The organism is Rhodococcus sp. UYP9, assembly GCF_040547235.1.
Classification (GTDB): Bacteria; Actinomycetota; Actinomycetes; order Mycobacteriales; family Mycobacteriaceae; genus Rhodococcoides.
The window spans coordinates 45,075-57,360 of sequence record NZ_JBEPPH010000003.1; the positions used below are offsets into that span (position 1 = coordinate 45,075).

The 12,286-nt window shown below is 62.3% G+C and carries 10 protein-coding genes; 4 read left to right on the plus strand and 6 right to left on the minus strand.

Annotated elements, in window-relative coordinates; genetic code table 11:
• Window positions 1-20 precede the first annotated feature (20 nt).
• Both ABIB36_RS09905 and ABIB36_RS09910 read right to left on the minus strand, forming a co-directional pair.
• Complete coding sequence (locus ABIB36_RS09905) at window positions 21-2,666, minus strand: bifunctional acetate--CoA ligase family protein/GNAT family N-acetyltransferase (protein WP_354559721.1); 2,646 nt, start codon at window positions 2,664-2,666, stop codon at window positions 21-23.
• Window positions 2,667-2,709: 43 nt separating this feature from the next.
• Window positions 2,710-3,999: an acetoin utilization protein AcuC gene (locus tag ABIB36_RS09910; RefSeq protein WP_084348977.1), complete on the minus strand. Its 1,290-nt coding sequence runs from the start codon at window positions 3,997-3,999 to the stop codon at window positions 2,710-2,712.
• A gap of 173 nt (window positions 4,000-4,172) precedes the next feature.
• Between ABIB36_RS09910 and ABIB36_RS09915 the strand changes: the two genes are divergently transcribed.
• Both ABIB36_RS09915 and galE read left to right on the plus strand, forming a co-directional pair.
• Window positions 4,173-4,859 carry an iron-dependent transcriptional repressor DtxR gene (locus ABIB36_RS09915; protein ID WP_088943317.1) on the plus strand — a complete coding sequence of 229 codons (687 nt, stop codon included), beginning with the start codon at window positions 4,173-4,175 and terminating at the stop codon, window positions 4,857-4,859.
• Window positions 4,860-4,927: 68 nt separating this feature from the next.
• Entirely contained in the window at window positions 4,928-5,923 is a 996-nt protein-coding gene (gene galE / locus ABIB36_RS09920) for a UDP-glucose 4-epimerase GalE (protein ID WP_084348722.1), read from the plus strand.
• On the opposite strand, the gene ABIB36_RS09925 is transcribed toward galE, so the two are convergent.
• The 4 genes from ABIB36_RS09925 to ABIB36_RS09940 all read right to left on the minus strand — a co-directional run bounded on the left by ABIB36_RS09925 (window position 5,907) and on the right by ABIB36_RS09940 (window position 9,774).
• Window positions 5,907-7,031, minus strand: a complete 1,125-nt coding sequence (locus ABIB36_RS09925; protein WP_354559647.1) for a DUF4192 domain-containing protein — start codon at window positions 7,029-7,031, stop codon at window positions 5,907-5,909. The genes galE and ABIB36_RS09925 overlap by 17 nt on opposite strands.
• A gap of 137 nt (window positions 7,032-7,168) precedes the next feature.
• A complete protein-coding gene (locus ABIB36_RS09930) occupies window positions 7,169-7,813 on the minus strand; it encodes a sensor domain-containing protein (protein ID WP_256895917.1) in 645 nt (214 codons plus the stop codon).
• A gap of 246 nt (window positions 7,814-8,059) precedes the next feature.
• Window positions 8,060-8,692 carry an MBL fold metallo-hydrolase gene (locus tag ABIB36_RS09935; RefSeq protein ID WP_084348721.1) on the minus strand — a complete coding sequence of 211 codons (633 nt, stop codon included), beginning with the start codon at window positions 8,690-8,692 and terminating at the stop codon, window positions 8,060-8,062.
• A complete protein-coding gene (locus ABIB36_RS09940) occupies window positions 8,689-9,774 on the minus strand; it encodes an S-(hydroxymethyl)mycothiol dehydrogenase (protein ID WP_084348720.1) in 1,086 nt (361 codons plus the stop codon). The genes ABIB36_RS09935 and ABIB36_RS09940 overlap by 4 nt, the downstream gene beginning before the upstream one ends.
• Before the next feature lie 237 nt (window positions 9,775-10,011).
• On the opposite strand from ABIB36_RS09940, the gene ABIB36_RS09945 reads away from it, so the two are divergent.
• Both ABIB36_RS09945 and ABIB36_RS09950 read left to right on the plus strand, forming a co-directional pair.
• Window positions 10,012-10,992, plus strand: coding sequence for a proteasome assembly chaperone family protein (locus ABIB36_RS09945; protein WP_084348719.1), 981 nt, complete (start codon window positions 10,012-10,014; stop codon window positions 10,990-10,992).
• Window positions 10,993-11,225: 233 nt separating this feature from the next.
• On the plus strand, window positions 11,226-12,263 hold the full coding sequence (locus ABIB36_RS09950) for an alpha/beta fold hydrolase (protein ID WP_084348718.1): 1,038 nt from the start codon (window positions 11,226-11,228) through the stop codon (window positions 12,261-12,263).
• The last annotated feature ends 23 nt before the right edge of the window (window positions 12,264-12,286 follow it).

Sequence of the window (12,286 nt, forward strand, 5' to 3'; positions counted from 1 at the left end):
ACCAGTCGCGCCCGTGACGCTCAGCGCAAGCGTCGCGGGCCGAGGTCGTTCTTGCTCGGCTCGGGTCCGAGACGTACGCGTGCATCGGTGATCTGTGCACCATGCGCCGACGCCAGAACCGGTTCGCACGCCAGTTCTCTGATCTCGGGGATATCGTCCGCCATCGCCGACACTCGTTGGACAAGGTCCACTAGCGCGCTCTTGTCGACCGGGACTGCATTGCGGTACCCGGACAGCAATGGAGCAGCCTTCGGTGCGTCGATCAATTGTACCGCTTCGTCCTCCGTCAACGGCAGCACGCGATACGCCCTGTCTCCCAGAAGATCCGAGATCACCCCGGCCAGTCCGAACGAGATCAGCGAACCGAACGACGGATCGTCCTGAACCCGCACCACACACCCGATACCTTTTGCTGCCATCTTCTGGACGTGGAGCAGAGGCTCACCAGAATCGGATGCGAGCGCGCGATAGGCAAGACGTGTGGCCTCGGGGCCGGTGAGATCCAGCCGAACCCCACCGAGATCCGGTCGGTGTCTCCACTGCGCTCCTGTTGCTTTGACCGCGACGGGATAGCCCAATTCCTCACCGGCAGCAACGGCTTCGTCCTCATCTATCACCGAACGAAACTCGGTTATCTCTATCCCGTAGCACCCGAGAAGCTCGGCGGTCTCGAAATCCGAAAGCCATCGAGTGTGTTCCTGAGCCGACCAGTCACGAACCAACGACTGTGCACGTTCGGAATCGATACCGCTGGGCCGCAGGGGTGTCGACACAGGCCTGCTCCGCCAGGCCGCGTAACGCCAGGCCTTCGCCAGTGCCGTCACCGCACGCTCCGGGCTCGAATACGAAGGCACCGATCCGCGGATCGGCTGTCCGAATTCCCCGCGCACGGCCAATACGTCCGGTATCCCCTCGGTCGCGAGGAACGTCGTCAGGACAGGTTTGTCAGCACCGAGAACCGCATCGCCGAGAGCTTTGGCGAACGGCTCGACCGTGACCGCCACCGGTGGCACGAAGACGACGATGACCGAATCGACGTCGCCGGCGGCGAGGGCACCCGCCACTGCGGCCGCGAATTCTTCCGGGCCGGCCTGTGGCCCTACGTCGATCGGCACTCCCGCGTGCAATCCGTCGGCGCGCGCAGCGTCCACGGCGAGAACTCCGAGGGCCGTCGAGTTGCCGACGACGGCGACGCGTGGCCCGGAAGGCAATGGTTGGTAGCCGAACAGAATTGCGCAGTCGAACAACTGCGCGATGGTGTCGACTTGGATCACACCTGCCTGCTCGAACAACGCCTTGACGATGGAGTCATCGATAGCAGGTCCCGTTGCGAGTGCCGGCGGCACCGCACCTCTGCCACTCTTGACCGCGATGATGGGCTTGGTACGCGCTACGCGACGCGCGATCCGGGTGAATTTGCGTGGGTTACCGAAACTCTCGAGGTACAGCAGAACGACCTCTGTTTCGGGGTCCGAATCCCAGTACTGCAGAAGGTCGTTGCCCGACACGTCTGCGCGGTTGCCCGCCGAGACGAAGGTCGACAGACCCAGTCTGCGTTTTGCTGCTTGATCGAGAATTGCGATGCCGAGGGCCCCGGATTGGCAGAAGAAGCCGACGCGCCCAGGCATCGGAAGTCGCGGAGCGAGGGTTGCGTTGAGGGCGAAGGCCGGGTCGGTGTTGGCGACGCCCAGCGCATTGGGTCCGACGAGCCTCATCCCGTGCGCCCGCGCCGCGTGTACCAACCGGCGCTCGCTCTCCTGACCCGCTTCACCGGTCTCACCGAACCCACCTGACACGACGACGAGGGCTTTGACACCTTTATCGAGACAGTCGTCGAGGACGTCGTCGATGGCATCGGCAGGAACGGCTGCGATGGCCAGATCCACTGAATCCGGAATGTCGTGCACCGACGGGTAGGCCCGAACGCCACGCACTGACTTGTGATCGGCATTGACCGGATACACCGGTCCGGTGAAGCCGCCGGCAAGGAGGTTGGCCAACACCGCATTGCCCACCTTGGAACTGTCGGTCGAGGCGCCGATCACTGCGACGGAGGTCGGACTCAACACGTTTCGGACACTGCGGGCCTCGGCCGCTCGCTCGCGCGAATTGCGCACCGACAGCAGAGCTTCACTCGGGTCGATGGCGAATTCCAGACGCAGCACGCCACCTTCGTAGCTTCGGCTGACCTGATACCCGGCTTCGCGGAAGACGCTGACCATGTTTCGGTTCTCGGCGAGCACCTCGGCAACGAACATCCGTACGCCGTTCTCCGCTGCAGCTCCGGCGAGATGTTCGAGCAGGATAGGCCCGAGCCCGCGGCCTTGATGGGCGTCGGCGACGACGAATGCGACCTCCGCAGAGTTGCCATCCCCCTCCGGGAGACGTTCGTAGCGACCGACCGCGATGATGTCGTCGCCGAGTATTGCCACGAACGCGACCCTGGAGTGATGGTCGACAGTCGTGAAGTTGAGGACGTCACGCTGCGGCATGGTCGGGTACGGGCCGAAATATCGCAGATATCGAGTGCGCTCGGACAGTCCGCTGTGGAACTCGATCAACGCCTTCCCATCGGACGGCACGATCGGGCGCAGATGCACCACTCCCCCGTCCGAGGCGAGTACGTCGACGACCCAGTGCTTGGGAAATGTCGTTTCCGAGCGCACACGGTCGCGCTCTTTCGCCTTGTCGGCGTCTTGGGTGGTCGGCTCAGTCACGAGGATCCTCCGGGTCGAGTCCGAGAAGCGGGAAGCTCGCTCTGCGAGTGGCGATGATCGCCGAATCCACCCTTTCGAGTGCACGATCGGCTGCTTCGATCGATCCCTGGACAGCACCCCCTGGGCCATCCCACGCGGGATAGTCCACATCGCCACCGTCACCCATCGCCTGTGGCAGGTCGACGCTGGGCGCCAAGTGTCGAACCCGATCGCGCCAAAGGTCGGGCAGAGGCATCGCAGGGTCTATCGGGCGACCGAGGGCTGCGGCGATCAGATGGGTCCACGCTCTGGGGACCACGCGAACCAGTCCGTAACCACCTCCGCCGACTGCCAGCCATCGCCCCTCCGAATGCTCGTCCGCGAGGTCACGCATAGCGAGAAAAGCGGCGTTCTGGCCGTCGACGGTGAGGGCGAGGTCCGCGAGCGGATCCTCTCGGTGACTGTCGACTCCACATTGGCTCACGATGATCTGAGGGCGGAACGCCGAGATGGCACCCGGCACGATCGCATGGAAAGCGCGTAACCACAGTCGGTCACCGGTGCCAGGTAGGAGTGGAACGTTGATTGCCGTGCCCTCCGCAGCGCCGGAACCGACTTCGCTCGACCACCCGGTGTTGGGCCACAACGTCGCCGGATGTTGGTGCAAAGACACGGTCAGCACCCTCGGATCATCGATGAAGGCATGCTGCACCCCGTCACCGTGGTGTGCATCGACATCGATATACGCAATTCGATCGAACCCGTTGTCCAGCAACCACGAAATTGCGATCGCGGCGTCGTTGTACACGCAGAAACCAGATGCCCAGTCCGCCATGGCGTGGTGCATCCCGCCGCCGATGCTGACAGCTCGCCGAGCCCGTCCGGACGCAATCTCCCGGGCTGCTGCCAGAGAACCGCCGGTCAGCATCGCGCTGGCTTCGTGCATGCGCTGAAAGATCGGATTGTCGTCCCCGCCGAGCCCGTGTTCCGGTTCCTCCGGGTGGCCGGCCGATGCGAGTTTCTCCGAAGCGGCAAGTTTCTCCGGTGCACGCTTGACCGCTTCGATGTAGGCCGGAGTGTGAATCCTCAGCAGCTCCGAATCCGGTGCGGCGATCGGCTCCACGAGTTCGATGCCGTCGAGCACGCCGATCTGCCGCGCCAGCGACATGGTCAGATCCAGTCGGGTCGGGTTCATGGGGTGGTCATCGCTCCACCGATACGAGAGGTACTCCGCGCTCCACACGACGATGTCTTCGGCGGCTGCCGGATTCTGGAACGGTGATCGAGCCACCTGGTCTGCCATGACGGACACGCTACGTGCCGCGAGGGCACTCTGCGGGCAACGGCACTGTGCGAGCATCGCCGAACGTTGCCTCCGTTACGAGTCTCGGTACCGTCCGGCTCGCCAGCGGAACGGGCTGGAACACCTATACGCGCCGATCAACGGTAGAATCGGCCAGGACGAAGGGGTTGAGTGTGAAGGATCTGGTCGACACCACGGAGATGTACCTCCGCACGATTTACGATTTGGAGGAAGAGGGTGTGGTGCCTTTGCGGGCACGTATCGCCGAACGCCTCGAACAAAGTGGTCCTACCGTCAGTCAGACTGTGGCCAGGATGGAACGTGACGGGCTGCTTTCCGTCGCGGGCGACCGCCACCTGGAGCTGACCGAGAAGGGACGCGGACTCGCCGTGTCGGTGATGCGCAAGCATCGACTGGCCGAGCGACTGCTGGTCGACATCATCGGTCTTCGCTGGGAAGACGTGCACGCCGAGGCATGCCGTTGGGAACACGTGATGAGCGAAGAGGTGGAACGTCGTCTCGTCGCTGTACTGAACAATCCGACGACCTCGCCCTACGGCAACCCGATTCCAGGTTTGGATGAGTTGGGTCTTGGCCAGCCGGCGGCGGTCCACGAAGATTTGATTCGCTTGACGGACGTCTCCCACGGCCACCCGACGGCGGTGGTCGTGCGTCGACTCGCAGAGCACGTCCAATCCGATCCGGAGGTCATCGCACAGTTGCGTGATGCGGGTGTCGTCCCAGACGCCCGGGTTACAGTCGAGGCCAAGCCCGGCACGGTCACCATTACCGTTCCAGGTCATGAGGGAATCGATATTTCGGAAGAAATGGCTCACGCCGTTCAGGTGAAGTTGGTCTAGTTCATCGCGTCGAGGCGCGGAGGCCGGCATACATCGAGCGGCCTTCGGCCCTACGAGGAGATGAAGTAGTGAGACTTTTGGTGACCGGCGGTGCCGGCTACGTGGGCAGTGTCTGCGCGGCGGTACTTGTCGATCGAGGACATGACGTCGTCGTCGTCGACAATTTGTCCACCGGAAACAGCGAGGCCGTCCCGGCGAACGCGACGTTCGTCGAAGCCGACATCAAGGATGTCGCGGCCTCGCTGTTATCCGAAACGAAATTCGATGGGGTATTGCATTTCGCCGCCCAGTCGCTTGTCGGTGAATCAGTTGTCGCGCCGGCAAAGTACTGGTCCGGCAACGTAGTGACCACGCTCGCGTTGCTCGATGCGATTCGCGAGTCGAACACCCCTCGGTTGGTGTTCTCTTCGACCGCTGCCACATACGGTGAGCCGCAGAAGACACCGATCACCGAGGATGCACCGACAGCGCCGACCAATCCTTACGGTGCAACCAAATTGGCGATCGATCACGCGATCACGTCGTATTCAGCGGCATATGGTTTGGCCGCCACCAGCCTGCGATATTTCAACGTCGCTGGTGCTTACGAGAAGTTCGGCGAGAATCGGGTTGTCGAGACGCATCTGATTCCGCTCGTGCTGCAAACGGCTCTGGGCCAACGCGAGAAGATTTCGGTCTTCGGTTCCGACTATCCGACACCGGACGGAACTGCGGTACGCGACTACATTCATGTCGCGGATCTGGCCGAGGCTCATATCCTGGCGCTGGAGGCATCGACACCGAGCAGTCATCGGATTTACAACCTCGGCAGCGGGACCGGATTCTCCGTCCGTGAGGTCATCGACGCGTGCACACGTGTGACAGGCCTCCCCATCACCGTCGAGGATGCACCCCGTCGCGCAGGTGACCCTGCTGTCCTGATCGCTTCGAGCGATCGTGCCATCTCGGAATTGGGGTGGACTCCGCGTTTCACCGATCTCGACGTCATCGTCGCGGACGCATGGACGTTCCTGCAGAATCTCGGAGACCGATCCCACGCGGTACGAGTCACCGCGCGCTCGTAGGTGGCGACAAACGGACGCCACACAATTCGGCGACTGCGTAGCCACTGAGGGCAACTTCTCTGATCATCTCCGGACGAGCGCCGGCGTTCAAGGCGGAGTCGAGGAGGCGTGCGAGTGAATAGTCGGGGTCGGCGGCCAACGCTAGTTCGATCGCAACCCCTGCCATTACTCCGTCACCGCGTGAGTAGGCGCTGAACCCGAGCAACGTTGCCGGACAGGCCCGCTCGGGTGCCGGCAATGTACGCGACAAATACGACCACAGTTGCTCGGCAGTGGCAGCACAGTCGTGGAGGACCAGCGCGAGCATGCTGTCGCGAACCATCAAGCGCGTCAAGGAAACCCCGAACTCGGCAATCTGTGTCGCCGAGAGTTCGAGCGACCTCGGCTGATCGAGTGGCGATTGTGCCCACCGACCGATCTCTTGAAGGATTCGTTCGATGGAGGTTCGTTCCGAGGGCATGTCCGCTTCTCGTGCCGCGCCTATACACGCGCGCACCTGCCTGCTTACCTCGGTGTCCAAGGGCTGCAACAGATCTTCGAGTTCTTCTCTGGAGTCCAGCATTGCCCTCCCCCCGAGCACGTACGCGAGCGTCACGGCCGAAGACCGCGGATCCGATACGGTCCCCTTCTCTCGCGGCTCGGTCAGCGAGATCCATGCGCATCCATGCGCGATGTTCGCGGTCAGGAACGTATCGAGCAAGTGGGTGCCCCGCGCCTGGAGTCGGTCCTCGAGCCGGCTCCCGAGAGCCTGGTAACGGGCATCACCGCGGCCGGATCCCACAGAGGTCTTCCTTCCGTCATCGACGATGACAGCGATGGCCGTGCGAACCTCATCCCGCAAGCAGACGGCGGCGAAGCGGTCGATCACATCGGCCATCTCCGTGCTTACCGAGCGCTGTGTCAGGTCGGGGTCGGGAAAACTCAGATCGTGACGCATCACTGTGCCGATAGTGAGGCTTTCGCCGATCCGGCCGTCCAGGCAGATGAGCAGGAGAGATCGCGAAGGGGCGAAGCCGAGCATTGCCGGGATGGCAGCGATCAGATCACCGGTAGCCGACACCGTGGCCAGCATCGGTGGAGTGGGTCGATTGTCAGGGAACGTCGTCATGGCGAGAACAATGGCTTGTCGACATTCGATCGACAGATCTGCGACCTGGGCCGGAACATGGCTGTGGACAGCGCTCGATCCTGTGGAGAACACGGCCCACACGTTCGAGATCCGACGCTTACCGTCGGACGGTCGTGCTATCCGGCGTTCACTTTCTGGACTGCAGCGGTGAACAACTCGTCCAACACGGCCGCATCCGGCGCGGAGTTGTCGAATGACATGAACGTTGCTGCTATCCGGACGTCGTCGACCTGAGCCATCAACGTGAGCATCGACTGCGTCACCGAGTCCGCGCCGGTACCAGAATTCACGGTCTGTTTCACCGCAAGTGTCTCGTCGGCATTGATCGGAGGCGCCGGGGAGATAGTCGACCGGATGACGGAGGTGGCACCGGATTTGGTTGCCTCGACCTCACCGCACTGCTGAAGTTGCTCCTCACGTACCGACAGAGGCTCGTCGACCACGGTCAGTTCGATCGAAATCGTGGACCGGTTGGCGTTGTCGGTTCCGACGATCAACGCAGCGCTACCCGGCGCCGAACTTGGTTCCGTGGGCTTGCAGCCTGCTGGGGATACCTCGGCGCCAGCAGGAATTCCGGTGAGATCCGGGGACGCCTGTGCAATCGCTTGTGGAGGGAGGACTATGGCCTCGTACGGGGCTGGGAACTGGGATGGATCGATCAGAAGCGCGCCGAGATCCTGTCCGTCTCCAGGTGTATTCGACCCGTCTCGAGATGAAATCGACGTCGACCCCTGGCCGCCGGCTTCAGCGGTGCCGGTCACCGCGGATCCACATCCGGCGAGCGATAGGAAAGCTGTCGCCCCGACCGCGATCAGAAGCGGGCGAGATCTCGATACGGAACGGCACAGCACGGAAGGTCCTCCAGTATTCGCAGACGAATCTGTCTTGGGCATCGCGTCGGCGCCTGCGGATAACCGGCTCCCGCCCGGTTCTACCTTCTCATTCGAGTGGTGAACAAGGCGGGAGACAGGCCGAGCTCTACCGTGATTGCCGGTGATCCGGGCGACTCACGACCCGCGCTTGATCCATTCCTCCAGATGCGGAGACTCGTCGCCGATGCTGGTGCCGTCACCATGACCGGTCTTGACGCGCGTCTCGGCTGGAAGGGCGAACAGCTTGTCCCGGATGGAACCGATGATCGTCGGGAAGTCCGAATACGAACGCCCTGTCGCTCCGGGTCCACCGGAGAACAAGGTGTCTCCGCTGAACAACTCTCCAGCTTCGGGTACGTACAGGCAGGTGGAGCCTGGTGAATGGCCGGGCGTGTGGATAGCGACGATGTCGGTTCCCGCTATCGAGATCCGGTCACCGTCCTCGACGGCCCGATGCGTGACACCCGGATGAGTCTGCTCCCACAGCATGTCGTCCGCTGGGTGAAGCAGTACCGGGGCATCGAGAGCCTGCGAAAGCTGCGGGGCGACCGTCACGTGGTCGTTGTGGCCGTGCGTGCAGATGATGGCCTTGACGGTTCGGTTACCGACCGCGTCCAGGATCGGTTGCTGCTGGTGCGCTGCATCGACGATCACCACCTCGGTGTCGTCACCGATCAACCAGATGTTGTTCTCGACGTCCCAGGTACCCCCGTCGAGACTGAACGTCCCAGACGTCACCACCCTCTGTATGCGCAGCTTTCCGCTCATAGGATGACCACCGAACGCAGCACCTTGCCGTCGTGCATCGCAGTGAACGCCGCTTCCACGTCGTCGATTCCGATTCGTTCGGTAACGAACTTCTCCAGTGGCAATCGACCCTGCTCGTAGAGGTCGACGAGCATCGGGAAGTCCCGCTCCGGGAGACAATCGCCGTACCAAGAAGACTTGAGCGAGCCACCTCGGGAGAAGAAATCGACCAAAGGCATCTCGAGTGTCATCTCCGGCGTCGGCACACCCACCAGAACAACTGTGCCGGCCAGATCGCGAGCGTAGAACGCCTGCTTCCACGTCTCCGGTCGACCGACAGCATCGATCACCACGTCAGCGCCGAACCCACCGGTCAATTCCTGGATGGCTTCGACTGGGTCGACCGCTGACGCGTCCACCGTATGGGTAGCGCCCAAGTCCTTCGCCCACTCGAGCTTTCCCTTGTCCCGATCGACAGCGATGATCTTCGTCGCGCCTGCCAGCTTTGCTCCGGCGATGGCCGCGTCGCCGACACCACCGCAGCCGATGACTGCAACCGAGTCACCGCGCGAGACGTTGCCGGTGTTCATCGCGGCGCCGATACCTGCCATGACACCGCAGCCGATCAGCCCGACGACCGCCGGGTCCGAGCCCGGCGCAACCTTGGTGCACTGCCGCTCGTGAACGAGAGTCTTGTCTGCGAACGCGCCGATACCGAGCGCAGGCGTGAGTTCCGTGCCATCTGCGAGCGTCATCTTTTGCGAGGCATTGTGCGTATCGAAGCAGTACCAGGGTGTGCCCTTCTTGCATGCCCGACACTCGCCACATACTGCGCGCCAGTTCAGCACCACGAAGTCGCCGACCTCGACGTGCGTCACCGCGTCGCCGACAGTTTCCACAGTTCCTGCCGCCTCGTGCCCGAGCATGAAGGGGTACTCGTCATTGATTCCGCCGTCGCGGTAAGCCAGATCCGTGTGGCAGACGCCGCACGCGTCGATCTTGACTACGACGTCGTTGGGGCCCGGATCCGGAATCGTGATCGTCTCGATCGACACCGCTTCGCCCTTGGCCTTGGCGACGACGGCACGCACCTGCTGCGGCATAAGTACTCCTTCGACGTTCAACTTGTGATCTCTGTAGACCAGACTCCCACAACGTGTGCAGGACCAGCGACGCCTGCGGGAATGAACTCGGTGTTTCTCGGCGTTCTCCCTAGGTAGTAGCCGTACTCACGGCAGCGCGATCGCCACGCCGAACCGACGGGTATTCTCCACGCGAGGTCGGTTACGGCCGTGGTGCTGGCCCCGAGTGGGCACGAAGAAACGGAAAGGGGTTCGGCCATGGACGAACAATCGAATATGTACGAGCTGGAATTTCCGGCGCCGCAAACGATGTCCGGTGACGGTGTCGGTCCGGTGTTGGTACATGGACTCGAAGGCTTCTCCGATGCAGGTCACGCAGTAAAACTCGCCACCAAGCACCTTCGTGACACGCTCGAGACGGAACTTGTCGCTTCGTTCGATGTCGACGAGCTGATCGACTACCGCTCACGTCGGCCGACGATGACGTTCAAAACCGATCACTTCTCGGATTACGACGCGCCAGAGCTCAATCTGTATGCAGTCAAGGACAACGCCGGCACGCCGTTCCTGCTTCTTGCCGGAATGGAACCGGACCTTCGGTGGGAGAAGTTCTCCACTGCAGTTCGTCTGCTGGCCGAGCAACTGGGAGTGCGTCGGACCATCGGACTCGGGTCGATCCCGATGGCGATCCCTCACACTCGTCCACTGGGCGTCACCGCGCATTCCTCGGACAAGTCGTTGATCTCCGAGGAGCACAGCTGGTCGGGTGACATCCAGGTCCCTGGTAGTGCGTCCTCACTTCTCGAACTACGGATGGCCCAGCACGGCCACGTGTCGATGGGATTCTCGGTCCACGTTCCGCACTACCTCGCTCAAACGGACTATCCGAGTGCCGCGCAGACCTTGCTCGAACACGTCGGTGAGGCGGGGGGTCTGGAGCTGTCGTTGGTCGCACTGGGCACTGCCGCAGCTCGAGTGCAAGAGCAGGTCGACGAGCACATCACCGGCAACGAGGAAGTGCAGTCGGTCGTACACGCCCTCGAACGCCAGTACGACACCTACGTCGCAGCACAGGAACAGCAGTCGACGCTTCTCGCCAGCGACGAGAGCCTTCCGAGCGGTGATGAGCTGGGTGCGGAGTTCGAGAAGTTCCTCGCCGAGCAGGGCGGGTTCGAGGCCGAGCCGGAAGATCTGGATACGACAGGTACCGACACGGACGGCACCGATACCGGGCACTGACCGGTACATAGTTCGACCATTGGATGGGTGATTGTGTGAACGTTCACACGATCACCCATCCGAGTTTGTCCAGATTGCGTCCCTGTGGGATAACGAAACATACATGTAACCAGAATTCCTCTCGATGTCGTATCGAGCGTCTTTACTCGTGCGAGAGTCTTCGAGGAGAGAGCTGTCGAGGATGTACAGCAGTGTCAAGGAAGTACAGAAGTTGAGGAATCAGGAGGTGCGCCATGAGCAGTCCTCGCACGCGCAAGCTCCGCCCGGTTCCCGATGCAGAGCCGAAATTGATCTTCCGCACCATTCATGGTTATCGGCGAGCGTTCCGGATGGCGGGCGAAGGCCCAGCTCTGTTGTTGATTCACGGAATCGGTGACAACTCCGAAACGTGGAACGCAATAATTCCGCATCTTGCCCAGAACCACACGGTCATTGCACCCGATCTGTTGGGACACGGGCAATCCGACAAACCCCGCGCCGACTACTCGGTGGCTGCGTACGCCAACGGCATGCGCGACCTGTTGTCCGTCCTGGGAATCGACCATGTGACGGTTATCGGCCACTCGCTCGGCGGCGGTGTCGCGATGCAGTTCTCCTACCAATTTCCGCACGTGGTGGACCGACTCGTTCTCGTGTCCTCCGGTGGAGTCACCAAAGATGTCCATCCACTTCTTCGATTGGCTTCGGTGCCGTTGGCAAGCGAAGCAGTCAAGCTTTTGCGTCTCCCCGGAGCCATGTCGGTCGTCAGGTTGGCCGGCAACCTCATCGGAAAACTGAATACGACGCGGCTGCGGCCGGGTGCCTTGCTCCACGACACACCAGATCTCGTGCGCGTCCTGGCGGGCCTGCCGGATCCCACTGCACACGAGGCATACCTCCGCACCCTGCGCGCTGTCGTCGATTGGCGTGGCCAGGTTGTGACGATGCTCGACAGGTGTTATCTCACCGAGAATCTCCCGGTGTTGCTCGTATGGGGAGATCGGGACGTGGTGATACCGGTCAGTCATGCGCACCTCGCGCATTCCGCGATGCCCGGATCCCGACTCTCGGTGTTTCGAGGGGCCGGGCACTTCCCGTTCCGCGACGATCCGATGCATTTCCTGCACGTGCTCGAGGAATTCTTGGCCTCGACGCCGTGCCTGGAATTCGACGAGACTCGATGGCGGAACTTCCTCGTCACCGGAGTCGGTGAAGACATGATCACCGGGAACGCCAGCACCAGACGCGCGGTACTGGGTGCCATGGGAGCGGACGAACGCAGCGCGACCTGACACGCCCTGCGCACGGGCCGCTG

Bases quoted from the DNA above. Each gene is read 5' to 3' on its own strand.
- ABIB36_RS09925 (WP_354559647.1), bottom strand. From the start codon at position 7,031: ATGACGACGTTCCCTGACAATCGACCCACTCCACCGATGCTGGCCACG.
- ABIB36_RS09935 (WP_084348721.1), bottom strand. From the start codon at position 8,692: ATGAGCGGAAAGCTGCGCATACAGAGGGTGGTGACGTCTGGGACGTTC.
- ABIB36_RS09945 (WP_084348719.1), top strand. From the start codon at position 10,012: ATGGACGAACAATCGAATATGTACGAGCTGGAATTTCCGGCGCCGCAA.
- ABIB36_RS09950 (WP_084348718.1), top strand. From the start codon at position 11,226: ATGAGCAGTCCTCGCACGCGCAAGCTCCGCCCGGTTCCCGATGCAGAG.
- ABIB36_RS09910 (WP_084348977.1), bottom strand. From the start codon at position 3,999: ATGGCAGACCAGGTGGCTCGATCACCGTTCCAGAATCCGGCAGCCGCC.
- ABIB36_RS09940 (WP_084348720.1), bottom strand. From the start codon at position 9,774: ATGCCGCAGCAGGTGCGTGCCGTCGTCGCCAAGGCCAAGGGCGAAGCG.